Source organism: Sphingobium sp. Leaf26 (assembly GCF_001421665.1).
Lineage (GTDB): Bacteria > Pseudomonadota > Alphaproteobacteria > Sphingomonadales > Sphingomonadaceae > Sphingobium.
This window is the reverse complement of sequence record NZ_LMKV01000023.1, coordinates 47,009-70,417: the sequence shown is the minus strand read 5'-3', so window position 1 is coordinate 70,417 and position 23,409 is coordinate 47,009. Positions and strand designations below refer to the sequence as shown.

Sequence of the window (23,409 nt, the reverse complement as noted above, 5' to 3'; positions counted from 1 at the left end):
TTGCTTATCCGATAAAGCAAAACGGCCGGGTCACCCCGGCCGTTCGCTTGTCTGTCGTGATGAAGGATCAGAAGGCGACGGTGAGCGACGCCGCGAGCGTGGTGCCGATCTTGTAGCGGTTATAATAGACCTTGTTGCCTTCGGCCTGCTGATATTCCTGGAACTTGCGGCCCAGGATGTTGCGGGCCTCCAGCTTCAACTCGCTGTTGATGCCGCCGGGCAGTTTCAGGCCCTGACGGGCGACGAAGTCCAGTTGGATACCCGGCTTTTCCTTGATGTCGGGTTGCAGGTTTGGACCGCGGCTGGTGACGCGCGGGCTGGCATAAGTCAGCAGCAGCGTCTGCTGCGACAGCTTTTCCGTGTCCTCCAGACCCAGTTGCAGGTTGACCAGATGGTCCGACTGGCCGGTCAGCGGCACGCCGTTCAGGAAATAGTCCGACGCGGCGGGCAGGTCGCCGGTGGTGTAGGTATAGGGGATGGTGGTGTCCCCTTCCTTCACCTTCAGCTTCGACTGGGTGTAGGTGTAGTTGCCGATCAGCGCGATGCGGCGGTTGGCGAAGAAGTCCGCGTTCGAGATATCGCCGAGCGGCACATATTTCTGCGCCTCCAGCTCGAAACCATAGAGCGACGCTTCCGGTGCGTTGGCGAAGCTGGTCGTCACCGCATAGGTATCGTTGATCGTGGTGAAGGTTTCGATCGGGTTTTCGATCTTCTTGTAGAAGGCCGCTGCGATCAGCCGTTCGTCACGCGCCATATACCATTCGGCGCGAATGTCCGCGTTCCAGAGCTGGCTGTCCTTCAGGAAGGGATTGCCGCGGAAGAAGCGGTTGGATTCGGTGTCGAGATAGGGCTGGGCGATCAGTTCGCGGAACTGCGGGCGGGCGATGGTCTTGGACCCGCTGGCCCGGAATTGGAGGCCCTTGGCGGCTTCGATCGTCACGGTGATCGCCGGCAACCAATAGTCGCGCTTGATCTGGTTGAACGGGGTCACGCCGGTATTGTAGACGTCTACGCCCGTTACCGACTGGTCGCCCTTTTCATAGCGGACGCCCGCGTTGAAGCTGAGGCCCGGAATGATCTGCGCCTGCACCTGCGCATAGCCGGCATGGACGCGCATGGCGGCGTCATAGACCGGATAATTGCCAGAAAATTCGAGCAGGCTGATGTCATACAACTGGATGATCGCGTCCGAGGTCAGATAGTCGGGACGCAACTGCTGGACGCCGAGCGGCAGGTTGGTGGCGTCATAATGGAGTTCGTAGCGCGACGATGTGCGCTTCGTGTCGGTGAAGGCGTAGCCCGCCGTCAGCGTGAAGTCCGGTGAGAATTTATAGCTGAGGTCCGCGCCGGCCGACCAGAGATCTTCGTTCAGGTCGCTGAACGTGACCGAGGCGTCGCCGCGCTGGCGGTTCAGCGCGTTGATGAAGCGATCGCCGACCGGATCTTCGGTCAGGGCACGGTTGGTGCGCACATAGACGAATTCGCGCTCATAGGGCGCTTCGCGCTGCGAATTGGAAAAGCCGCCGCGCAGGTCGAGGCTGAGCGCGTCGCTGAGTTTGAATTCGCCCACCAGATGGGTGTCGATCAACTGACGCTCATACCAGGCGGAGTTCTGCGTCATATAGTCGGCGCCCTGGATCTGGCCGTCATTCTGGCCGATCGAGAGGGCGCTGCGCTTCAATGTGTCGCGGATATAGAGGTTGGTCCAGCGCAGCTTCTGCTGCCCCAGTTCCAGCCCGATACCCAGCAGCGCGTTGACCGTGATCTCATTGTCGGTGCTGATCTGCTGCGTGTTCTTGCCCGCGCCTGCGGCGGGATCGAGCGAGGCCTGTTGCAGCGTGTCGCGGGTGCGCCACTTGTTGCTGTAGGAGCCGGTCGCGATGATGCCGAGGCGGCCGTCGCTGCCGACATCCGTCGCCGTTCCCGCGTTGATCGAGCCGGAGAAGTTGAACGGCACCGCGTTGGTGCGCTGGAGCAGCGTCGTGTCGGCGTTCAGGAACTGCATCGCGATGGCGCGCAGGTCCGCGCGCGGCATGTTCGGGAAGGGCGTGCCGCTCTTGATCGCATCTGCAAGCAGGGGCGGAACGTCGCGAGAACTGTCGTCGAAGCCGGTCCAGTCGGACTTGGCGCCATAATGGGTATAGCCCATCTGGCCCGATGTTTCGGTGTTGGCCGAGCTGCCGACGCCGATTTCCAGATAGGATTCGGTCGGGATCGCCTTGGTCGTCAGGTTGATGACGCCGCCGCCGAATTCACCGGGGAAGTTGGCCGAAAAGCTCTTCTGCACCAGCGTCGATGCGATCACGCTGGTCGGGAAGATGTCCAGCGGAACGACGCGCTTGAGCGGTTCCGGGCTGGGCAGGGGGGAGCCGTTGAGCAGGGCGAGCGAATAGCGATCGCCGAGGCCACGGACATAGACATAGCCGCCCGACACGACCGACAGGCCGGTCACGCGCTGGAGCGAGCCGGCGATGTCGCCTTCGCCCGTCCGCTTGATGTCGGCGGCGGACAGGACGTTGACCACCTGCGGCGCGGCCTGCGAGATGTTGGCGGTGCGGCGGCCGGTGACGACGATGTCCGCGCCGGGGATCGACACGTCGACATTGCCTTCCGCTGCGGCGGCCTCATCGGCGGCGCTGGGCGTGGTCGACATGCCGGCGTCACCGGCTTGGGTCGGATTGGTCTGCGCCATCGCCATCGGCGTGACCAGCGCAGTGGAAATCAGGAGCAGGCGCGCCAGGCTGAGCGGCTTCGACATGCTATTCGTCCCCCTTGGGAAAATTCGGAGCAAAGGAATTCGGGCAAAAGAAGGCGGGGAAGCGCACGTCACGCTCCCCCGCCCCTGTTGAGGTCAGGCGCCGATCAGGTCGTCGGGATGGCGGTGCAGTTGCCGCTGGTCGAACCGAAGCTGGCGGTCGCCGAGTTGCAGGTCCAGCCGGCATACCAGGTGTCGCTGCTGTCCTTCACCGCGCCGACATAGGTGGTGGCGGTGAAGTTGCTGTCGATCGCCTTGAGGTCGGCGGCGGCGCGGGCGGTTTCGGTCGCGCCGTTGATGAACAGGCTGGTCAGCGACGGGGTGTAGCTGATGGTGCTGTTCGCACCCGCTTCGAAGATCGACTGGACGGTGGCGGCATCGACGCCACGGCTGCCCTTGTACGGGGTGCTGCTGCACTGCATCACGACCGAGATGTATTTCGGCTTGCCAGCGTCCTGGAGCGCCGCGTCGGCGTCGCGGACGGTGGTGCTGCTGTCGATGCGCAGGCAGCTCTGGGTCGGGCTGACGATGATGCCGTTGGCGAGCGTCAGGTCGGCGCCACCGCGCAGCAGCATGGCCGAGCCGTTCGAGCCGGTGGTCGAACGGTTGATCGCGGTGAAGTTGGCGACCTTCAGATACTGGCGGGGCAGGGCGTCTTCGCCGTTGTTCGATGCGGTGCCGCCGTTCGAGTCGGTTTCCAGGAAGCTGTCGCCGATGTCGTTGTTCGCGCGCTGGATGCTCAGCAGGAACTGGACGGTGCCGCGATAGCCGATGTCGCTGTCGAGATTATCGTCTTCGTTGCCGGTCAGGACCAGATAGCGCGGGTGGACCGAGCCGCCGAAGATTTCGATGCCGTCGTCCGAGCTGTTATGGACCTGGATATGGTCAAGCTGCGTGCCGGTGCCGACGCCCGACGGGGTCAGGCCCTGCAATTCGCTCGAACCCGACAGGACGAAGCCCGAATAGCGGATCTGGACATAGGACATGCGGCCCGAATTGTCGGCGTCGTTTTCGCCACCATAGAGCGCGCCGCTGGCGCCTTCGGTATCGCGTTCGCAGGCGGTGGTGCCGGCAGCAGCGGCCGGGGCGAGGCAGTCGGTGATCTTGGCGCGGCCGAGCAGCACGACGCCGCCCCACTGGCCCGACGACTGGTCGGTGTTGGTGCCCAGCACGTTTTCACGGCTGGTGAAGATGATCGGCTGGCTGGCGGTGCCGACCGCGTTGATGCGGTTGCCACGGTTGACGGCCAGGAAGGTGTTGCCGGTGCCGGCGAAGATGGTGACGCCCGGATCGATCGTCAGCGTGACATTGTTGCCGGTGCTGGACGCGCCCTGATCGGTGCCGACATCGACGCGGCCGGGCATCGAGTAGATCACGCCGGCCTGCTTGGAAATGGCGGTCGAGCTGGTGAAGCGCGCCGGGAAGGCGCAGTTGCGCCAGGTATTGGTGCCGTCCGTGATGGTGCCGGCGTTGGTAAGCTGCGCCGAACCGGCGATGCTGGGACAGTCGGCCGCCGGAGTCACCGCAGTGGGGGTGGGCGTCGGGGTCGGCGTGGGAGTAGGCGTCGGCGTGGGGGTCGGCGTCGGGAGGACGATCGTGCCTTCGCCCGGCGAAGCGATGTCGTCGGCGCCGCAGGCGCTCAGGCCCACGCAGGCGCAGCCCGCCATCAGGATCGTGTGGATACGGTTAATCTTGGCCATGTCGTCTCCGCTCCGGTCATGCCGGGATGGTTGAAGTGCGGAGCGCAGGGGAATTTCGATTCGGACAACGCCCCCTGTCGCCCTCGGATCGGGCAGTTAGGCGCGCCAGATGACATGGTGATGCTGGTTCTGTGACTATATGGAGACTGTCATGTGACAGTATGGCGACTCTCATGGCGATTCCATGAACGGACAGGCCATGCTACGGGCATGGTGATCGCGAGGGCTTCGGCAGCGGGCAGGGGGCAGCGGGCAGCGGCAGGAGCCAGGACTTGCAACCGGAAATCGAACTCAAGCTGGAACTGTCTGCACAAGCAGCAGACATTTTCGCGCAATGGCCACCGTTACAGGATGTGGATTGCGAGACGGCGACACTGCATGCGACCTATTTCGACACGCCCGATCATCGGCTGGCCCGGCAAGGGGTGAGCATGCGCATCCGGCGGTCGGGGCGGCGACGCATCCAGACGGTCAAGGCGAACGGGCGCGGCGGGGCCGGCCTGTTTGCGCGGGATGAGTGGGAACGGCCGGTGCGGGGCAACGTACCGGTGCTGGATGACGCCAATCCGGTGGCGGCGCTGTTGGGCGATGCGGCGGTCGATGTCGCGCCGATGTTCGAGGTGATAGTGGAACGGCGGACCTGGCTGGTGCCGCAGGACGGGGCGCTGATCGAACTGGTGCTCGACCGGGGCGTGGTGCGGGCGGCCGAGCGGGAGGCGCCGATCTGCGAGATCGAGCTGGAACTGAAGAGTGGTGAGCCGGCGGCCTTGTTCGCTCTGGCGCGGCAGATCGACGCGGATGTGGCGGTGCGGACCGGGGTGCTGAGCAAGTCGGAGCGCGGCTATCGGCTGGCTGGGCCGTTGGCTCATGCGCACAAGGCGGAGCCGGTCGTGCTTGATCCTGGCATGACGATCGGTACGGCCTTCGGGCAGATCGTTGCGCTGTGCCTGCGCCATTATAGACTGAACGAGGCGCTGTTGCTGGAGGCCTATGCGCCCGCCGCGCTGCATCAGGCGCGGGTCGCGATCCGCCGGTTGCGCACCGCGCTGAGCCTGTTCAGGCCGGTGTTGCGGGACGAGGACGTTACCGGTTTTCAGGGTGAGTTGCGCTGGCTGGCGCATATATTGGGCGAGGCGCGCGATCTGGATGTGCTGGAGGTCGCGGACGCAGGCGGACGTGACAGGCTGGAGACTGCGCGGGGGCAAGCGCATGCGCGGGCATTGCAATGGCTCGCTTCGGCAAGAGTGCGGATGTTGCTTCTCGACCTGACGCAATGGCTGGCGGCCGGCGCGGGGCTGGGCGAAGAGGCGGAGCAGCCGATAGCGCCCTTCGCGGCGGAACGGTTGCGCAAACGTCGCAAGCGGGTCGTCAGGGGCGGCAAGCATATGAAGCGGCTGAGCGACGAAGCGCGTCACGCGGTGCGAAAAGATGCGAAGAAGCTGCGCTATGGTGCCGAATATTTTGGCAGCCTTTTTAGCGCCAAGGCAGCGCGCCGGCGGTATGAGCGCTTCATTACCCGGCTGGAGGCGATGCAGGACAAGCTCGGCGCGCTCAACGATCTGGTGACGGCGCCCAGGACAATGGCGCGGATCGGGTTGAAGGCGGAGACGGATATGGCGGACAGGCCGCAACTACTCGCGGCCGCCGCAAAGGCGCACGGCAAGCTGGTGGATGCCTGCCGCTTCTGGGTCTGATTACCCCCAGGGACGTTCCCTATACCATTTTGTGATGACATGCTTCACCCCGGCCCGCACCTTCATGCCATGATGGATGCTGGCGGGATTAGGTTCGCCTGACGGCAGCCGATTGTTCCATATCAACAGCTTGCCCATCTCCGGCTGCACCGTCTTGCCGATCTTCGTGAAGCGGGTGGCGCCGCCGGCCAGCGGTTGGTTCAGATAGATCATCAGCGTCCAGGTCCGGTTGCCGGCGACGGAGCAATAGCGCGGATAGTCCGCGCCCTTCGGATCGAAATAGTCGGTATGCGCCTTGAACTCCTGCCCCACATCATAGCGCTGGCCCTGGATCGGTTCGCCGTGTGGCGCGGCGATGCCGGCAAGCGCGTCCAGACGCGCATCGATGGCGTCGACGAAGGGATCGCCATGGTCGAGATCGCATGTCTCGCTGGTGCGGAAATACCCATCGCCATTGGCATCGGCGATGGTCGAGGGTCGGCGCTTCGCGTCGATTCGCTCGATCAGCGCGGCGCATTCCTGTGCGTTCAGGAAATCACGCTGGATGAACAGGGTCAATTCCCTGTTGGGCACACGCTGGATACGCGGATGGGCCGCGATCCGCGCAGGATCGGCATCCGAGACTGTGGGTGGAATGTCGATCTGGTCCGTCATGGGCGATCCGAAAAGGCGAAGTTGAGAGAAAGACGTCGCCACGCCTATCTTCCGTCCGTGAAAATGCAAGTCGCGCGGCAGGCCTGCTACGCCATGTCATATATCAGTCATATAAATGTCATTCTGGAGTAAGATAGTCCGCCTAGCTGACACCCTGAGACTAATCGGGGGCGTATTTCACCATCATGCGTGTGCCATTTGGCGATAGGATAGGCGGTTTCAGGCGGAGCCGGTCGCTTTCCATTCCGGCGATCGACTGGCTGGCGCTGCTGGAAAAGGCGCTGCTGGTGATGCTGGCGCTGCAACTGGTGCGGCTGGTCTGGGCCGTGATGGCGCCGGTCGGCAGCTTCGGCCCGTGGGAAGGGCGGCAGGCGCAATTGCTGTCGCCCCATGCGCGGCAGGCGCTGTTCGCCAGTTTCGATCCCTTCTTTCGTACCGGCGCGCCGCAGCAGGCAGGCGATGGCGTCGTCACTTCGCTGGCCCTCACGCTCTATGGCGTGCGGTTGAACGAAGGGTCGGGGCTGGGTTCCGCCATCATCGCCTCGCCCGATGGCGTCCAGAACAGCTTTGCCGTGGGCGATGAGATCATGCCCGGCGTGGTGCTGAAGGCGGTTGCCTTCGACCATGCGACGATCGACCGGGGCGGGGCGGAGGAGCAGATATTCCTCGACCAGTCGACGCCTGCGCCCGAAGTGGAGGCTGCCCCGGCGGCAGGCGCTGGCTGGCAGAGTGCCGCGCCACCGCCGCCCGCTCCGCCCGGCGCCGGTCCCACCGTCGACAGCCTGAAGCGCGATATCGGCTTTGCCCCGCGCATGCAGAATGGGCGTGTCACCGGCCTTGCCGTCCTGCCCAAGGGGCCGGGCTTTGCCGGCGTCGGCTTCAAGGCCGGTGACATCATCAGTCAGGTGAATGGCCAGCCGATCGGATCGGCGGGCGATCTTCAGACCCTTCAGAACCAGATCGCGCCCGGCGCGCGCCTCTCCCTGACCGTCGAGCGCGGCGCCGCCGTCGCATCGGTCAACATCATAGTGCAAGGCCAATGACCCGCAAACTCCTCCTCTCCGCTGCAACCGCCCTTGCCTTGGCCACGCCGATTGCCGCGCCGCTCATGGCGCAGCAGACGCTGAACGTGCGCGACGCCGATATCCGCGCCTTCATTCAGGATGCGGCGCGCGTGACCGGCCGCACTTTCATCATCGACAACAAGGTGCAGGGGAAGGTGTCGGTCGTGACCGATCGGCCGCTGTCCCGCTCCGAATATTTCGAGATCGTGCTGTCGACCCTGCGCGCCAACGGGCTGGTCGCGGTGCCGGCGCCGGGCGGGGCCTATCGCATCCAGCCGGCCGATGGCGCGGCGGGCCAGCCGAGCAGCGTGGGCCGCGCGGCCAGCCGCAACAGCTTCGTCACCGAAGTCTTCCGCCTGCGCTCGATCGACGCGGCGAGCGCGCTGGAGACGCTGCGCCCGCTGGTGAGCAAGGAAGGCTCCGTCACCGCCAACCGCGCCGGCAACAGCGTGGTCGTGGCCGATTATGCCGATAATATCGCCCGCATCCGGCAGGTGATCGCGCGTATCGACCGGGATACGGCGGCGACGCAGATGGTGATGCTGAAAAATGCCGGCGCGCGGGAGATCGCGACATCCTTGCAGGCATTGGTGGCCAGTGGCGGAGGCGAGAATGCCGCGCCATCGGCCGCGACCGTGGTGCCGATCGATAGCAGCAACGCAGTCGCGATCCGGGGCGATGCCAATACCGTGGCCCGGCTGGTGGCGATGGCGCGCCAGTTGGACCAGCAGGCGGCGAGCGGTACCGAAATCCGCGTTTATTGGCTGGAACATGCCGATGCGGAAAAGCTGTTGCCGGTGTTGCAGCAGCTTGTGGGGCAATCGACCAGCCAGCCGGTGACGGCCTCCACACCGGCGGCCGGCGGCGCGGCTCCTGCGTCTCAGGCGGCGGCGCCGGTGGCGGCAGCTTCCTCCTCGTCTTCGTCCAGCGGCGGGGGAATATCCACGCGCGGCCCGGCGATCGTCACCCGTTACGAAGGCGCCAATGCCATCATTGTCGCGGCCAACAGCGACGTGCAGCGGATGCTGGGCGAGACGATCCGACAGGTCGATACGCGCCGCGAACAGGTGCTGGTGGAAGCCATCATCGTGGAGATCAGCGATGCGGCGGCCAAGAAGCTGGGCGTGCAATTCCTGCTGGGCAGCACGTCGACCGGCTTTGCGGCGACCAACTACAGCAATGCCTCACCCAATCTGTTGACGCTGGCCGGGGCCTATGGCGCGACCCAACTAGGCACGACGACGACGACCGTGGTGGCGCCCGATGGCACGAAAACCACCACGGAGATGCAGAATAGCGGCGATCTCGCCAGCAGCTTGCAGGAGGCCGCGCTTAGCAGCCTGACCAGCGCGACCGGTGCGATTGCCGGGCTGGGCGGCAGCATCGGCAAGAACGGCATTTTCGGCGCGATCATCAATGCGGTGAAGTCCGATACCGAAAGCAACCTGCTCTCCACGCCGTCGGTGATGACGCTGGACAACCAGAAAGCGTCGATCCTGGTCGGCCAGCAAGTGCCGGTGACGACAGGCGAGGCGCTGAGCCAGAATTTCGACAATCAGTTCCGCACCGTCCAGCGGCAGGATGTCGGCATCAAGCTGGAGGTCAAGCCGCAGATCAATACCGGCGGCGCGATCAAGCTGTTCCTGAAGCAGGAAGTGTCGAGCGTGGCCGGGCCGGTCAGCAACTCCAGCAGCGACCTCATCATCAACAAGCGCGAGATCGAGACGACGGTCACCGTGGATGATGGCGAGATCCTCGCGCTCGGCGGCCTGCTGGACGATAATGAGCGCAAGACGATCGAGCGCATTCCGCTGCTGTCCGACATTCCGGGGCTGGGCGAACTGTTCAAGTCACGCAGCCGGAGCCGGACCAAGACCAATTTGATGGTCTTCATCCGCCCGACCATATTGCGATCGAAGGAGGACGCGCAGCGGCTGACGCAGCAGCGCTACGGCTATGTTCGCGGCATGCAGTTGCAGCGCAATCCCGACATGGAGCCGACCATCGACGAATTGGTGCGCGATTATATGGGCGCGACGCCGCCGGTCGCAGCACAGCCGGGCGATGCCGTGGTGCAGCCGGAAGTCGGTGCCGCACCGGCGCAAGTGATCGAACCCAGCGTCCGCCAGTCGAGCGGCGTGGTGCGACCGGTCGAGATACCGGCAAGCGGAGAACGCAAGTGAGCGACCAGCCGCACGGCGTTGAATTTCCTCCGGCACCGTCGCGGCCGATCGACATTCCTTATGTCTTTGCGCGCAAGCACGGCGTCGTCATGCTGCCGGTCGAGGGCGAGCGGCTGACCATCGCCGTGCGCGAAGGCAGCGATCCGCGCATCCTGCTGGAAGTGCGTCGCCATCTGGCGCGCAGCTTCGATGTCATCTTCGTCGCGCCGGGCGAGTTCGACCGGCATCTGTCCAATCACTATGCGATGGAGGGCAGCGCGGCGGCCATGGCGGGATCGCTGGAGGTCGGCGCGGACGAACTGGACATATTGGCCGCCGATATCCCGACCGCCGACGATCTGCTGGACAGCGCGGACGACGCGCCCGCCATCCGCCTGATCAACGGCATCATCGCTGAAGCGGCGCGGCAAGGCGTGTCGGACATTCATATCGAACCCTATGAGACGGGCCTGATCGTGCGCATGCGCGTGGACGGGGTGCTGCGTGAGACGCTGCGCATGCCGCCCCATGTGGCGCCGGTCGTGGTCAGCCGCATCAAGGTGATGGCGCGGCTGGACATTGCCGAGCGGCGCGTGCCGCAGGACGGGCGCATCGGCCTGACGCTGGGCGGCAAGCTGCTCGATGTGCGTGTGTCCACCCTGCCGAGCCGGGCGGGCGAGCGGGTGGTGCTGCGCATATTGGACAAGGAGAATGCGGGGATCACGCTCGACCTGCTGGGGATGAACGGTACGCCCGATCGCATCTTCCGCGAAGGGTTGGGCGAGCCGAACGGTATCATCCTGGTCACCGGGCCGACCGGTTCGGGCAAGACGACCACGCTCTATGCCGGCCTGCGTCAGTTGAACGATGGTTCGCGCAATATCCTGACGGTCGAAGACCCGGTCGAATATGCGATGGAGGGCGTCGGCCAGACGCAGGTCAATGCCAAGGTCGGCCTGACCTTCGCGGCGGGGCTGCGCGCGATCCTGCGGCAGGATCCCGATGTCGTCATGGTTGGGGAAATCCGCGATCGCGAGACGGCAGAGATTGCGGTGCAGGCGTCGCTGACCGGGCATCTCGTGCTGTCCACCGTCCATACCAATGATGCCGTGGGCGCGATCACGCGAATGCGCGACATGCGGGTCGAACCGTTTTTGCTGGCCTCTACGCTTCGCGCCGTGATCGCCCAGCGGCTGGTCCGTCGCCTCTGTCAGAACTGCCGCGAGCCGGTGCAGGCGGACAAGTCTGCCAGTGCGCTGCTGGGCTTCGATCCGGGCACCATCATCTATCGCGCGCGGGGCTGCGACGAGTGCAACGGCACAGGCTATAAGGGCCGCATCGGCGTGTTCGAGGCGATCCGGGTGGACGACACCATCCGCCGCCTCATCAACGATGGTGGCGACGAGTCGCTGATCGCCCGTCACGCCTTCCTGAATGCGCCGAACCTCGGCTCCGCGGCGCGGGCGCTGGTGCGCGACGGGCAGACCACGGCGGAAGAAGCCATTCGCGTGTCGCGCCGCGACGCGATCGAGGCGGAAACCATCGCCGATGGCTGATTTCGACTATAGCGTCATCGACCCGGCCGGGCGGGAGCGCAGCGGCAGCATCAAGGCCGCGACGGTCGAGGATGCGCGCGCCAAACTCGACGCGCGCAAGCTGTTCATCGTGCGGATCGAGCCGGGTGCGGTCGAAACCGCGCGCAAGCGGGCGGGCCTGTCGCTTCGCGCGCCGCGCCTGTCTGCCAAGGAACTGACCCTGTTCACCCGGCAACTGGCGACGCTGACCCAGGTCAGCCCGTTGGAGGAATCGCTGCGCACCATCGGCAAGCAGAGCGAGCAGGATCATGTCCGCGCCATCGTGGGCAAGGTGCATGGCGGCGTGCTGGAAGGGCGGCGGCTGGCCGATGCGCTGGGCGCCGAACCCAAAAGCTTCCCGCCGCTATATCGCGCTATGATCTCCGCCGGCGAAAGCTCCGGCAGCCTGCCGACTATCATGGAGCGGCTGTCCGACCTGATGGAACGGCAGGCGGTGATGCGGTCCAAGGTGCTGACGGCGATCGCCTATCCCAGCGTGCTGGCGACCTTCGCCATATTCGTGGTCGCCGCGCTGATGATCTTCGTCGTGCCCAAGGTGGTGGAGCAGTTCGACACGGTCGGGCAGGAATTGCCGTTGTTGACGCGGATGGTGATGGGCGTGTCCGCATTCCTGGCCGCTTACTGGTGGCTGCTGCTGATCCTGATCGTGCTGGGCGCCGTCGGTTTCTGGCGGGCGATGAAGGTGGAGCGGTTTCGTTATCGTTTCGACGCGATGCTGCTTGGCATGCCCTTGCTGGGGCGTCTGATCCGCGACCTGCATGCGGCGCGGATGGCGCGCACCCTGTCCACCATGATCGCCAGCCGCCTGCCGCTGATGGAGGGCCTGTCGCTGACCGCCAACACCGTCCACAACCGGGTGCTGCGCAAGGCGTCGGACGAGATTGTCGAGGCGATCCGGGGCGGTGGCAGCCTGTCCGCCGCGCTGCGCCGGGCCGGCGTGTTTCCGCCGTTGCTCGTCTATCTGGCCGCGAGCGGGGAGAGCGCCGGGCGGCTCGACACCATGCTGGAGCGCGCCGCCGACTATCTGGAACGCGAATTCGACAGCTTCACCTCGACCGCGCTGGCGATGCTGGAGCCTGTCATCATCATATTGATGGGCGGCATCGTCGCCGTCATCATCCTGTCCATCCTGCTGCCGATCTTGCAGCTGCAAAGCCTGACCGGGGCTTGAAGGAGTTGAATATGTTTAAGACCCTTACCCTTTGTCTTTCCCGCGCATGCGCGAATCCATCTCCGAGCCTCTCCCCCGTCCCAACGTCGGAGATGGATTCCCGCTTTCGCGACGATGACAAATGTAGGGAGAGGCGCTCCGCCGAACACGGCTTCACGCTGGTCGAGCTGATGGTCGTGATCGTCATCATCGGCCTGCTGGCTACGATCGTAGCGATCAACGTCATCCCCGCGACTGATACCGCGCGGATCGAGAAGGCGAAGGCGGATATCGCCACGATCGAGCAGGCGCTGGAGCAATATCGGCTCGACAACCTGACCTATCCCGCAGGATCGGACGGGTTGCAGGCGCTGCTCAATCCGCCCGCTTCGCTGGCGCAGCCGCAGCGCTATCGCCGGGGCGGCTATATCAAGAAGCTGCCCGACGATCCGTGGGGCCGCGCCTATCTCTACACCGTGCCGGGTCGCAAGGGCGCGTTCGACATCAGTTCGCTGGGTGCGGACGGCCAGCCGGGCGGCGAGAGCGAAAATGCGGATATCTATTCCAGCGAGATGTGAGGGACTGTGCCCTGGCGCAGGCCGGGGTCCTGAGAGGCATATGCAGTGCCAGATCGGCTCGGCCCCGGCCGTCTCCGGGGCGCGTTCGCCGGCGGGCGAACGCGGTTTTACCCTTTTGGAACTGATGGTCGTGTTGACGATCATCGGCTTCATTTCGGCTGCCGTCGTGCTCGCCATTCCCGATCCGCGCGGGCGCGTGATCGAGGATGCCGACCGCTTCGCCGCGCGTGTGGCCGCCGCGCGCGACGAAGCGGTCGTGACCGCGCGCCCGATGGGCCTGTGGGTGTCGGCTTCCGGCTATGGTTTCCAGCGCCGCGAGGACGGCCAGTGGACACCAGTGGAGGACAAGCCCTTCGTCACCGCCAACTGGAAGGGCGGCACGCGCGCGCTGGTGGGCAAGGATGGTCGCCAGCAGATCGCCTTCGACGGCACCGGCCTGCCGACCGATCCCCTGACCGTGACCCTGGCCCGCGAGGGCGAGCGCGTGTCCGTAACCGTCGACATGGCGGGGAAGGTCATGGTCGGTGGGTAAGATGCACGCATCCTGCTCTCACTCCGCTGGCCCTGAGCCTGTGGAAGCCTGTCCTGATCGGCACCGCAAGCGGGGTCTGAAGGCGGGCGCTCAATGCCCTTCGACAGGCCCAGGGCGAACGGATATGATAGTGGAACGAGCCGAACACGGCTTCACGCCTTTGCAGCGTTCCGCCGAACACGGCTTCACGCTGCTCGAAATGCTGGTCGCGCTGGCGGTGTTCAGCCTTGCCGCGCTGGCGCTGGTGCGCTTGCAGGGCGTGACCTTGCGCACCGCCGCCGATCTGGACAGCAAGGCGCTGGGCCAGATCGTCGCGCGCAACCTGATGGTCGAGGTGCAGAGCGATCCGGCGGCGCCTTCGATCGGCGAGGAGGACGGTGACGTCGAGAATGGCGGCCGCCGCTGGCATTGGAGCCGCAGCGTCAAGCCGACGGATGACCAGCGGCTGTTGCAGGTCGATCTGACCGTCGATGGCCAGCCCGGCGCATCCCCGGTCGCGCTCAGCTTCGTGCGGGTGGTCGAATGATGACGCCATACCAATCGCCGCAGCGTTCCGCCCAACAGGGCTTCAGGTCTTCGTTGCGTTCCGCCCAACAGGGCTTCACGTCTTCGTTGCGATCTGCCGAGCACGGCTTCACGTCTCCGTTGCGTTCCGCCCAACAGGGCTTCACGCTGATCGAATTGCTCGTCGCCCTTATGATCTTCGCCATGTTGGCCAGCGCGGGTGTGCTGTTGCTTGGCAACAGCGTGGCGGCGCAGGCGCAGGTGAAGGCGCGGCTGGACGATATGGCGGCGGTGCAGCGGGCCGGCGGCGCGCTGGCGGCCGACCTGGGGCAGGCGGTGCCACGAATCACCCGGACCGAGGCGGGCACCAATGCGCCGGCTTTTTGGGCGCATGATGATGGCGAAGCGCAGCCGGTGATGCAGTTCGTGCGAGGCGGATGGGACAATCTGGGCGATCTGCCTCGTCCCTCGCTACAAAAGGTCGAATATTGGGTCCGGCAGGGGCGGCTGGAGCGGCGCACCTATGCGCAACTGGATGGTGCGACGGGGGATGAGCCGGCGGCGTTGCTCGACAATGTCGAGACGGTCGTGCTGCGCTTTCGCGACGCGCAGGGCACATGGCAGGAGGCATGGACGCCGAGCCAGCCCGACCTGATGCCCCGCGCCGTAGAGATGATGGTGAAGCGAACCGGCGAGCCGCCGATCGTGCTGCGCTTTCTGGTTGCGCCCGGCCCGGCGGAAAAGCTGGAAGGGGCGACTGGTGCCTGACCCCCGAAAAGAGAGTGAAAGAGGCGCGGCGCTGCTGACGGTGTTGCTGCTGGTGGCGGTGATGGCCGTGGTGGCCGCGACCGCGCTGGAGCGGTTGGCGCTGGCGACCCGGATGACCGGCAATGGCGGCGCGGTCGATCAGGGGCGGGCCTATGCCGACGCCGGCATGGCGATGGCGCGGCTGCGCATCGCGGACCTGACCGCCTCCAACCCTGCCCGGATCACGCTGGCGGGCGGATGGATGGGTACGCCGCAAAGCCTGCCAGTGCCGGGCGGTGTGGCGACGGCGCGGGTCACGGATGGCGGCAATTGCTTCAACCTCAACAGCGTGGTGAGTGGCGAAACAGAGGCCAGCCTGAAGGTCCGGCCGATCGGCGTGCAGCAGTTTCAGGGCCTGCTGGAGGCATTGGGCGTGGACGCGCGGCAGGCGCAGGTCGCCGCCGCGAGCCTCGCCGACTGGATCGACACCGACAGCGTGCCGCAGCCTGGCGGCGCGGAGGATGAGATCTATGCAGCGATGGAGCGGCCCTATCGCGCGCCCAACCGCATGATGGTGGACGCCAGCGAATTGCGGGCGGTCAGCGGCATCAGTCCGGCCATTTACGATCTGGCGAAACCATGGATTTGCGCGCTGCCGGTCACGACTTTGTCGCCGATCAACATCAATACGCTGCTGCCGCAGCAGGCGCCGCTGTTCGCAATGCTGCTGCCGGGGCAATTGAGTGTCGCGCAAGCGCGGCAATTGCTGGCGCAGCGGCCTGCGGATGGTTACGGCAGCACGGTGCAATTCTGGGCGATGCCTTCGCTTGCCGGCCTTTCGCCGATGACCGAGGTGCAGGAACAGGTAAAATTGACGACTGGATTTTTCGGAGTGGACGTTTCGGTGGATGTCGGGGGAACGCAGGTGGTGGAGCGGGCGCTGATCGACGCGCGGCAAAGCCCGGCGCTGCTGGTGCGGCGCAGTTGGGGCGCGGGGTCATGAGCAGTCGCGATGCGTTGATCGTCTGTCTGCCCGAAGCGGCAGAGGCGCCCGCGCGCTGGATGCGGGTCGTGGATGGCGCGCTGACCCAGTCGGGTGAGGGCGCCAACTGGCTGGCGGCCTGTGGCCTTGCCGCGCTGCCGGATCAGGCGCGCGTGCTGCTGGTGCCGCCCGCCGCGCTGGTGACGCTGCACTGGATGGTGCACCCCGACCTGCCGGTGCGGCAGGGGCGGGCGGCGGCGCGGCTGGCGGCGCTGGCAGGCGGGCTGTTGCCGGCCGATCAGTTATTCGCGGTCGCCGATTCCAATGAAGATCCCGCCCGGCCGCACATCATCGCCGTGGCGAGCCGCGCGGATATGCAGCATTGGCTGCTTTGGGCGCAGCATCATGGGCTGGACCCCGACATCATCGTGCCGGCGCCGCTGCTGCTGCCCGAACCGGAGCAGGGCTTCACCCGTGGCCTGATCGGCGGCGTGGCAGTGCTGCGCGGCACCGACATGGCGTTGACGGACGACATGGCGCTGCCGGCGCTGGTCGCGGACGCGCCGATTGCCGACGTCGCGGCGGGCCTGATCGAGGGACGAGCGATCGCGGCGCTGGACAGCCCGCCGCTCGACCTGCGCCAGGGGGATTTTGCCAAGCGGGTGCGGCGAGCCGTGGACAGCCGGGCGCTGGGCCGGATCGCGCTGTGGAGCGGGCTTATATTGCTCCTCAGCCTGATCCTGTCGCTGGTCGGCGTCGCGAAGCAGCATATGGAAGCCGACCGGCTAGACGATGACAGTCTGGCTCGCGCGCAGCAGGTGCTGCCGGGCGCGACCGATGCCGCGCAGGCGCTGGTGGAAATGGAAGGCAGGCTGGCGGCACGGGGTGGGGGCGGCCGCGCTTTCACCGCGCCGGTCGCAAGCCTGCTGAGCGCGATGCAGGATGCGCCGGGCGTGGCGCTGACTACCCTGTCGCGCGATCCTGACGGCATGGTGCGCGCCACGCTGGCGGCGGCAAAGGCGGACGACATCAATGTCGTGCTGCTGGCGTTGCAGGCAGCCGGCTTCACGATCACGGCTACGCCCTCTCAGGAACCGGGCGGGCGGACGCTGGCAGATATCACGGTGCGGTCATGATGGAACGGATGGCGACATATTGGTCGGAACGATCGACCCGCGAACAATGGATGCTGGGCGTGATGTTCGCGCTGCTTGGCGGGGTGATATTGTGGTTCGGCGTGGCGATGCCGCTCGACCGGACCCAGCGTTCCGCGCGTGAAGCCTTGCTGGCCGCAACGGACCGCAACGCCGCCGTCCGCGCGGCGGTGAAGCAGTTGAAGGCATTGCCGCGCGATGCGGCCATCACCGGCCCGACCGCGCCGATCGACCAGTTTGTCGGCCAGAGCGCGGGCGAGGCGGGGCTGACGCTGGAACGAGCGCAGGCGCAGGGCAACGACCGGATCGACATCGCGATAGCCTCGGTTCGGCCGGTCGCGCTCTTCTCCTGGCTGGCCATGCTGGAGGCGCAGGGGGTGCGGGTCGACACGATGAGCGCGCGTCCATCCGCCACGGCGGGGAGCGTGTCGGTACAGGCTGTTCTGGTCCGGGGGAGCGCGCAATGATGGGCCTCACTCTGTCGCGGCGGATGCGGATCGTGCTGATTTTGGCGTTGCTGCTGGGTCTGTTGCTGTTCCTGCCGATGCGCGTGACCCTTGGCCTGGCCGGGCTGGAGCGGCTGGGCGTTGCCGCCCGCGACGTGCGCGGCAGTGTGTGGAACGGGCGGATCGACCAGTTGATGCTGGGTGACATGCCGCTTGGCAGCGTGCGGGCGGGCCTGTCCCCGGTGTCGCTGCTCATGGGGCGCGCCCGTTTCGATATCGCCCGCAGGAAGGGGCTAGCCGATGATGTCAGCGGCGCGCTGACGGTCGGCTTCGGCCGGATCGGCGTGGACGATGTGACCGGGTCGGTACCGCTTGGCCGGACCTTTGCGCCGTTACCGGTCGGCAGCCTGATGCTGGACGATGTCAGCGCTTATTATAGCGGCGATCGCTGCGGCCATGCCGAAGGACGGGTGCGGGCGCGAATGGCGGGCCAGATACCAGGCCTCAACCTCAGCCAGGGCCTGTCGGGCGTGGTCGCCTGCGACGGCGATGCGCTGTTGCTGCCGCTGGTCAGCCAGTCCGGCATGGAAAAGATCAGCCTTCGCATCTGGCGGTCGGGTCGCTATACGGCGGAGATGCGGGTCGAAACCGCAGACCCCGCGCTCGCGACCACGCTGGGACAGGCGGGCTTTGCCAATGTCGGCGGCGCGCAGATGCTCAAGGTCGAAGGCCGCCTGTGATCCAGCCCGTTGCGGCGCTGATTGGTGCGCTGGCCGGCGCGATCGCGGGCAGCTTCCTTGGCACCCTGATCCTGCGCTGGCCCGATGGGCGCAGCGTGATCCGGGGGCGTTCGGCCTGCGACGGATGCGGTCGCACGCTGGGCGCGCGTGATCTTGTCCCCCTGTTGAGCGCCATGATCCAGCGCGGCCATTGTCGCCGTTGCGGCGCACGAATTGCGCCGCTGCATGGCAGGATGGAGGCCGGCTGTGCCATCATCGGCGCGCTGGCGATCGGCGGGGTACCCGATGTCGGCGGTATGGCCTGGGCCTTGCTCGGCTGGCTGCTGCTGACGCTCGCGCTCCTGGACTGGCGCCATTTCTGGTTGCCTGATGCGCTGACCCTGCCGCTCGCCTTTCTGGGGTTCACGGCGGGCATGTGGGCGACGGATGTCGGCATGCCCGACCGGATCATCGGTGCTGCGGCTGGCTATGGCGCGTTGCTGGCGATCGCGCTGGGCTATAAGGTGCTGCGTGCACGCGAGGGGCTGGGGATGGGCGATGCGAAGTTGCTCGGCGCGCTCGGCGCATGGTTCGGCTGGCAGACCTTGCCTTTCCTGCTGCTGATCGCGTCGCTGCTGGGCCTTGTGGTGATGCTTGTCACCGGCGGCGCAAGGCAGCGCACCGCCCGCGTGCCACTAGGCACCTTCCTGGCGCTCGCCGTTCTCCCCGCATGGATCATCGTCCTGCGCCTGTTTTAAGGGGTGGGTTCAACGGGTGTCGGCGACACAAGCTTGAGCGGAAGTAGCGCGTCGAGCGGCGTTCGTTCGAGGAGCGTGTAGCGATTGGCGAGGAGCAGCACGTCCAGCTGGACGGCGTGGATCGCGTCGATGCACAGCTCCACTTCGTCGACACCAAGACCGAATGCTCCCCGATCACGCCCTGCTCGCGCAGCGAGACCAGCGCATCGAAGCCGCCATTGACCAGCCGATCCCAATGCCCAGCATGAGCCTCACAGTGAATGCGGCGGCCGATGTCGTGGACCAGCGCTAGGTCGATACGGTCAAGGCCGAGTCGATGGAGGCTTGCCTCGATCGAGCGGAGGATGCCGTCGCGGCTGTAGTCGTAGGCGACGCGAAATGGCATAGGCGAAAGAAATCTCGGTTGTTCGCCACGCGGAAAAAATCACATTCGCTATTGCGCAGTCCATGCCCGCTCGTGACGTTCGATATATGACAGATAGCCCATCGACCACCGACCGGTTCGCCTTTACGCCCACGCATGACGAGGCCGCGCGGCTCGGCTTCGTTGGCGCTCTGAAGAAATATGTCAATTTCGATGTCGAGACGGCATTGCAGGAGCGTTTCGACGACCGCATCGCACCGGCCTATACGCAGAGCCATGGACAGGCGCCGACCAACCGAAAGGAAGCGGTCGCGGCTGCTGCCGATGACCGGCTGTTCCAACTGTGGGCCTCGCTTACATGGCACAGCCAGAATATGATGTGGGATACGGTCCAACTGACGACGGACCGCATTATCGACGATCGCATCGCTACCTTCCGCGCGTTGCGCGACAGGGCGGAGGCAGGCGGCAGCATCAAGTTGAACGACGAAGTCGTCGTACGCGCGCCAGTCAAGACAACGGAGATCCACCGCCAACCGGGGGGTTACTGGCGTGAAACGCGAACTGACGACATCGAAGCGGGGCTGAACTATACCGGCACGGTCGAAATGTATCGGCAGGCCAAGGGCATGTCGACCGGCAAGTCGGCCACGAACGATACCTTCGGCCGCTTCGTCGCCGGCGTGGCGCAGCGCCGTGCACCGGACCTGACGCCAACGTCCGTGCTGGACATGGGCTGTGGCACCGGCGAGCAGACCCATGCCTACAAGCATCTCTATCCCGAAGCGGAAGTCCATGGCCTGGACAGCGCCCGGCCGTTCGTGCGCTATGCCCATGGCGCGGCTGAGAGCGCCGGGGTGGGCATCCATTTCCATGAACTGGACGCAGCCGAAACCGGTTTTGCCGATGAGAGTTTCGATTTCATCACGTCGATCATCATGTTCCATGAAACATCGGCGGCGCAGGTGCCGCGCATCCTCAAGGAATGCTGGCGGCTGCTGAAGCCCGGCGGGCTGGTGCTGCATCTGGATGTGCCCTATCACGCGCATCGCATTCCGTTGGTGAAGCAGGTCACTAACGACTGGCAGGTGCGTCATAATGGCGAGCCGTTCTGGACCGGCTTCGTCGATCTCGACATGAAGGCGGAGTTGGAGAAGGCAGGCTTCGATCCGGCCAGCGCCTTCGACGATTATGAAGCAGTGGGACCGGCCGCGTATTTCGTTTTTGGAGGGCGCAAAGCGTGAGCATTATGCAACGGGAAAAGCCCATCCAGTCGGACACCGCAACCTTGCCGGAGGGGCCACCCGCGGCCGACCGTCATGTGACCTTCCTGGCCGACCCGATCATGGACAATCTGTTGCGGGCGGTCGTGACATTGAGCATGGAATTGTCGGTCACGCGCGAAAGGCTCAAGTCGCTGGAACAGGTTCTGGGCGACCTGGGCCAGCCGGTGACGGAGAAGATCGAGGTGATCGCCGTGACGGCCGAGGACGACGCATCCCGGCGCGCGGAACGGGAACGATTGATCGAATCGATTCTGGCGCCGATCGTCAAGGGTCTTGGCGACAGGGGATGACAGGCGAACGCCCGCATATCACGGATGAAAAATGACGCCGGCGTTCACGCGCCGGCGTTTTCATGTCGGCCATAGGCATGTCGCTTAGGCGAACATTGTTCGCATAACGGACAAAGATCAGCGCATAATTGCGCGCGTACGTCGCCTCATGAAGCCATGGTGTCACCGGGACGCAGCGGCTGATCCGGCCGGGCAATCCATCTTCCATCTCTTTGCAATAGGGATTTTGCACCCATGCCTCTGACCCGCATTATCGGCTCCTATGTCACCTATCCCCTTGGCCAGCCCGAACAGGCCATCAGTTGGGAGGATTTCATCGTCACCCGCAATCCCGACGGCTCGCGCACCGCGATGACGATGTCGCGCTTTCCCGGCTGCGCGATCGTGCGCCATGTGACGCAAACGGTGGATGAGAATTTCGTGCCGCGGGACGGCTTTGCCCGTCTGTTTGCGGACAATCGCTATCTCGGCGCGATCGTGCGCCATGTCAGCGGGGACGAGGTGACCTCTATCATCCTGCCGGCCGATGGTGGTCCGGTCGATCAATCCTCCTTCCCGATCGACCTTGCCGCCGAGGTGTTGGGCTATCATCCTACCGCCGCCGAGGGGTGGAAGCTGATGAAGCTGGATCGTAATCAGACGGGGGTCCAGACGATTAAACTGCTCACGACGTCGTTGACCTGGAACGGCGGCACGATCAGCCATGGTCGCAAGGTGGAGATGCCAGTCGAATATCTGGGCCAGGACGAGATCGTGGTGGCCGGGCAGGCGCTGGCCTGTCATCGCTATATGTGGCGGACGGGCGACATTGACGGCGATCTGGAAATCTGGACCACCGGCGAGGATCAGATCGTGGCGCGCATGAACGGCTATCGTAAGGGTCATGCCTATGAATTGTCGCGTTACGAAGTCACCGACTTTTCCGATGAGCGCGAGTTCGGCTATTGACCGGCACCGCCATGCTTGCTGACGACAATATAGGCCGGATGCAGGAATTGCGCCGTGGCTGGCGGCCCTTGGTCGCCAGTTGCGTCGGGCTGGCGCTGGGCCTGTCGCCCCATTCGGCCTACACCATCGGCATGATCGCCGGGCCGCTGGGCCAGGATCTGGGGTGGAGCCGGTCCAGCGTATTGGGGGCGACCATGGCCGCCACGGTCGCGGTAATCCTGCTGGGTTCCAGCATCGGGCGGCTGGTCGATCGTGTCGGGGCGCGGCGCGTCGCATTGTGGGCGACGGTCGGCGTTACGATCGGCCTGCTATTGCTGGCGACGACGGCACGCGCGAACATTGCGCTATTCTACGGCCTGTGGGGCTTGCTGACGGCATTGGGCCTGGGCACCCTGCCGATGACCTACGCCAAGATCGCGACCCAGTGGTTCAATCGCAGCCGCGGGTTGGCGCTGGGCCTGATGCTGGCCAGCACCGGGATCGCGGGTGCCATATATCCCTTCTATATCGACTGGTGGATCGGCATCGCCGGGTGGCGTGGCGCATTTGTCGGGCTGGCGATTTTGCCCTTGGCGCTATCCCTGCCGATCCAATATCGCTGGCTGTTCGAAGCGAAGGCAAGCAAGTTGCCCGGCGATGGCGGCGACGCCATCGGCCTGACACTGGGGCAGGCGGTACGGCATTATCGCTTCTGGGCCGCGGCGCTGGCTGCGATGCTGCTCAATGCGGCGAGCGGTGGCCTGCTCACCAATTTCCTGCCGCTGTTGACCGAAGCGGGGCTTGCTCACGGGCAGGCGTTGCAGGCGCTGTCTGTATTGGCGCTCAGCATTACGGGCGGTCGGCTGCTCTGCGGTTTCATGCTGGATCGAATGTGGGCGCCGATCGCAGCGATCGCGCTGATCGTGCCGGCGATCGCTGGCACGATGCTTCTGACGACAGACGCCATCCAGCCCGTAACGGCAGTGGGGTGCGTCATATTGGTGGGCCTCATCACCGGCGCTGAGTTCGACCTGATGGCGTTCATTACCGGCCGCTATTTCGGACGCCGCCATTATAGCGAGATTTTCGGCCTGATCTTCGCGATCTTCGCAATCGGATCGGGCGCGGCGCCGATCCTGTTCGGCTTCGTGCGGGAAAGGACCGGCAATTATGACGCGCTGCTCATTTTGTCGTCGGTGATGCTGGCAGGGGCGGCGCTATTGTTCTTCACGCTCGGCCGCTATCCTGCCGCTTATGCGCAGAACAGTCAAAGCTGACCGCGGGTAACCGTCTATGAAAAAGGCCTCCTCCGGCGTCATGCGGGAGGAGGCCTTTTTCGTGCCCGAAG

General features: G+C 65.3%; 22 protein-coding genes. 18 read left to right on the top strand and 4 right to left on the bottom strand.

All coding sequences use genetic code 11. The features are described 5' to 3' along the window. Positions 1 to 67 precede the first annotated feature (67 nt). Together ASE85_RS14250 and ASE85_RS14245 are read right to left on the bottom strand one after the other, a co-directional pair. Complete coding sequence (locus tag ASE85_RS14250; protein ID WP_056689577.1) at positions 68 to 2,758, bottom strand: TonB-dependent receptor domain-containing protein; 2,691 nt, start codon at positions 2,756 to 2,758, stop codon at positions 68 to 70. Positions 2,759 to 2,862: 104 nt separating this feature from the next. Continuing rightward, entirely contained in the window at positions 2,863 to 4,455 is a 1,593-nt protein-coding gene (locus tag ASE85_RS14245) for a hypothetical protein (RefSeq protein WP_056689575.1), read from the bottom strand. A gap of 272 nt (positions 4,456 to 4,727) precedes the next feature. Here ASE85_RS14245 and ASE85_RS14240 point away from each other — a divergent pair, with 272 nt between their 5' ends. Continuing rightward, positions 4,728 to 6,149: a CYTH and CHAD domain-containing protein gene (locus ASE85_RS14240; RefSeq protein WP_056689573.1), complete on the top strand. Its 1,422-nt coding sequence runs from the start codon at positions 4,728 to 4,730 to the stop codon at positions 6,147 to 6,149. Here the strand turns inward: ASE85_RS14240 and ASE85_RS14235 are convergent, their stop codons facing one another. Beyond that, positions 6,150 to 6,803: a prolyl hydroxylase family protein gene (locus ASE85_RS14235; RefSeq protein ID WP_056689571.1), complete on the bottom strand. Its 654-nt coding sequence runs from the start codon at positions 6,801 to 6,803 to the stop codon at positions 6,150 to 6,152. Between the two features lie 185 nt (positions 6,804 to 6,988). Here ASE85_RS14235 and ASE85_RS14230 point away from each other — a divergent pair, with 185 nt between their 5' ends. From ASE85_RS14230 to ASE85_RS14170, 13 genes are all read left to right on the top strand, one after another. Then, positions 6,989 to 7,846 (top strand): type II secretion system protein N, encoded by an 858-nt coding sequence (locus ASE85_RS14230; RefSeq protein WP_056689568.1) that lies wholly within the window; start codon positions 6,989 to 6,991, stop codon positions 7,844 to 7,846. Continuing rightward, complete coding sequence (gene gspD, locus ASE85_RS14225; RefSeq protein ID WP_056689567.1) at positions 7,843 to 10,050, top strand: type II secretion system secretin GspD; 2,208 nt, start codon at positions 7,843 to 7,845, stop codon at positions 10,048 to 10,050. Before ASE85_RS14230 ends, gspD begins: the two co-directional genes overlap by 4 nt. Beyond that, positions 10,047 to 11,585, top strand: coding sequence for a type II secretion system ATPase GspE (gene gspE / locus ASE85_RS14220; protein ID WP_056689564.1), 1,539 nt, complete (start codon positions 10,047 to 10,049; stop codon positions 11,583 to 11,585). The genes gspD and gspE overlap by 4 nt, the downstream gene beginning before the upstream one ends. Then, positions 11,578 to 12,795, top strand: a complete 1,218-nt coding sequence (gspF, locus tag ASE85_RS14215; protein WP_056689562.1) for a type II secretion system inner membrane protein GspF — start codon at positions 11,578 to 11,580, stop codon at positions 12,793 to 12,795. Before gspE ends, gspF begins: the two co-directional genes overlap by 8 nt. Positions 12,796 to 12,887: 92 nt before the next feature. Next, positions 12,888 to 13,352, top strand: coding sequence for a type II secretion system major pseudopilin GspG (gspG, locus tag ASE85_RS14210; protein ID WP_056689560.1), 465 nt, complete (start codon positions 12,888 to 12,890; stop codon positions 13,350 to 13,352). 40 nt (positions 13,353 to 13,392) lie between these two features. Next, positions 13,393 to 13,884: a type II secretion system minor pseudopilin GspH gene (gene gspH, locus ASE85_RS14205; RefSeq protein ID WP_082462831.1), complete on the top strand. Its 492-nt coding sequence runs from the start codon at positions 13,393 to 13,395 to the stop codon at positions 13,882 to 13,884. Positions 13,885 to 14,008: 124 nt separating this feature from the next. Further along, a complete protein-coding gene (gspI, locus tag ASE85_RS14200) occupies positions 14,009 to 14,410 on the top strand; it encodes a type II secretion system minor pseudopilin GspI (protein ID WP_056689558.1) in 402 nt (133 codons plus the stop codon). A 119-nt stretch (positions 14,411 to 14,529) separates the two neighbouring features. Next, positions 14,530 to 15,156 (top strand): type II secretion system minor pseudopilin GspJ, encoded by a 627-nt coding sequence (gene gspJ / locus ASE85_RS14195; protein ID WP_268795135.1) that lies wholly within the window; start codon positions 14,530 to 14,532, stop codon positions 15,154 to 15,156. Beyond that, positions 15,149 to 16,138, top strand: a complete 990-nt coding sequence (gene gspK, locus ASE85_RS14190) for a type II secretion system minor pseudopilin GspK (RefSeq protein ID WP_056690181.1) — start codon at positions 15,149 to 15,151, stop codon at positions 16,136 to 16,138. The genes gspJ and gspK overlap by 8 nt, the downstream gene beginning before the upstream one ends. Beyond that, a complete protein-coding gene (gene gspL / locus ASE85_RS14185; protein ID WP_056689557.1) occupies positions 16,135 to 17,253 on the top strand; it encodes a type II secretion system protein GspL in 1,119 nt (372 codons plus the stop codon). The genes gspK and gspL overlap by 4 nt, the downstream gene beginning before the upstream one ends. Beyond that, a complete protein-coding gene (gene gspM / locus ASE85_RS14180) occupies positions 17,250 to 17,738 on the top strand; it encodes a type II secretion system protein GspM (protein ID WP_056689555.1) in 489 nt (162 codons plus the stop codon). Before gspL ends, gspM begins: the two co-directional genes overlap by 4 nt. Beyond that, positions 17,735 to 18,457, top strand: coding sequence for a type II secretion system protein N (locus ASE85_RS14175; protein WP_056689551.1), 723 nt, complete (start codon positions 17,735 to 17,737; stop codon positions 18,455 to 18,457). The genes gspM and ASE85_RS14175 overlap by 4 nt, the downstream gene beginning before the upstream one ends. Further along, positions 18,454 to 19,194 (top strand): prepilin peptidase, encoded by a 741-nt coding sequence (locus ASE85_RS14170; protein WP_056689548.1) that lies wholly within the window; start codon positions 18,454 to 18,456, stop codon positions 19,192 to 19,194. The genes ASE85_RS14175 and ASE85_RS14170 overlap by 4 nt, the downstream gene beginning before the upstream one ends. Here ASE85_RS14170 and ASE85_RS24460 read toward each other — a convergent pair. Further along, positions 19,172 to 19,579 (bottom strand): aldo/keto reductase, encoded by a 408-nt coding sequence (locus ASE85_RS24460; protein ID WP_082462830.1) that lies wholly within the window; start codon positions 19,577 to 19,579, stop codon positions 19,172 to 19,174. The genes ASE85_RS14170 and ASE85_RS24460 overlap by 23 nt on opposite strands. An 86-nt stretch (positions 19,580 to 19,665) precedes the next feature. On the opposite strand from ASE85_RS24460, the gene ASE85_RS14165 reads away from it, so the two are divergent. From ASE85_RS14165 to ASE85_RS14150, 4 genes are all read left to right on the top strand, one after another. After that, complete coding sequence (locus tag ASE85_RS14165; protein WP_056689543.1) at positions 19,666 to 20,802, top strand: class I SAM-dependent methyltransferase; 1,137 nt, start codon at positions 19,666 to 19,668, stop codon at positions 20,800 to 20,802. Continuing rightward, the gene (locus tag ASE85_RS14160; protein ID WP_156358356.1) at positions 20,799 to 21,134 is read left to right on the top strand and encodes a hypothetical protein; all 336 of its coding nucleotides are present in this window, start codon (positions 20,799 to 20,801) and stop codon (positions 21,132 to 21,134) included. Before ASE85_RS14165 ends, ASE85_RS14160 begins: the two co-directional genes overlap by 4 nt. Positions 21,135 to 21,368: 234 nt before the next feature. Next, the gene (locus ASE85_RS14155) at positions 21,369 to 22,082 is read left to right on the top strand and encodes a hypothetical protein (RefSeq protein ID WP_056689536.1); all 714 of its coding nucleotides are present in this window, start codon (positions 21,369 to 21,371) and stop codon (positions 22,080 to 22,082) included. 11 nt (positions 22,083 to 22,093) lie between these two features. Continuing rightward, a complete protein-coding gene (locus ASE85_RS14150) occupies positions 22,094 to 23,338 on the top strand; it encodes an MFS transporter (protein WP_156358355.1) in 1,245 nt (414 codons plus the stop codon). Positions 23,339 to 23,409 lie beyond the last annotated feature (71 nt).

Coding starts and splice junctions, on each gene's coding strand:
- gspF (WP_056689562.1), top strand. CDS start 11,578: ATGGCTGATTTCGACTATAGCGTCATCGACCCGGCCGGGCGGGAGCGC.
- ASE85_RS14155 (WP_056689536.1), top strand. CDS start 21,369: ATGCCTCTGACCCGCATTATCGGCTCCTATGTCACCTATCCCCTTGGC.
- ASE85_RS14250 (WP_056689577.1), bottom strand. CDS start 2,758: ATGTCGAAGCCGCTCAGCCTGGCGCGCCTGCTCCTGATTTCCACTGCG.
- ASE85_RS14245 (WP_056689575.1), bottom strand. CDS start 4,455: ATGGCCAAGATTAACCGTATCCACACGATCCTGATGGCGGGCTGCGCC.
- gspM (WP_056689555.1), top strand. CDS start 17,250: ATGATGGAACGGATGGCGACATATTGGTCGGAACGATCGACCCGCGAA.
- ASE85_RS24460 (WP_082462830.1), bottom strand. CDS start 19,579: ATGCCATTTCGCGTCGCCTACGACTACAGCCGCGACGGCATCCTCCGC.
- ASE85_RS14150 (WP_156358355.1), top strand. CDS start 22,094: ATGCTTGCTGACGACAATATAGGCCGGATGCAGGAATTGCGCCGTGGC.
- ASE85_RS14235 (WP_056689571.1), bottom strand. CDS start 6,803: ATGACGGACCAGATCGACATTCCACCCACAGTCTCGGATGCCGATCCT.
- gspG (WP_056689560.1), top strand. CDS start 12,888: ATGGATTCCCGCTTTCGCGACGATGACAAATGTAGGGAGAGGCGCTCC.
- gspI (WP_056689558.1), top strand. CDS start 14,009: ATGATAGTGGAACGAGCCGAACACGGCTTCACGCCTTTGCAGCGTTCC.
- ASE85_RS14165 (WP_056689543.1), top strand. CDS start 19,666: ATGACAGATAGCCCATCGACCACCGACCGGTTCGCCTTTACGCCCACG.
- gspD (WP_056689567.1), top strand. CDS start 7,843: ATGACCCGCAAACTCCTCCTCTCCGCTGCAACCGCCCTTGCCTTGGCC.
- ASE85_RS14175 (WP_056689551.1), top strand. CDS start 17,735: ATGATGGGCCTCACTCTGTCGCGGCGGATGCGGATCGTGCTGATTTTG.
- ASE85_RS14230 (WP_056689568.1), top strand. CDS start 6,989: ATGCGTGTGCCATTTGGCGATAGGATAGGCGGTTTCAGGCGGAGCCGG.
- gspH (WP_082462831.1), top strand. CDS start 13,393: ATGCAGTGCCAGATCGGCTCGGCCCCGGCCGTCTCCGGGGCGCGTTCG.
- gspL (WP_056689557.1), top strand. CDS start 16,135: ATGAGCAGTCGCGATGCGTTGATCGTCTGTCTGCCCGAAGCGGCAGAG.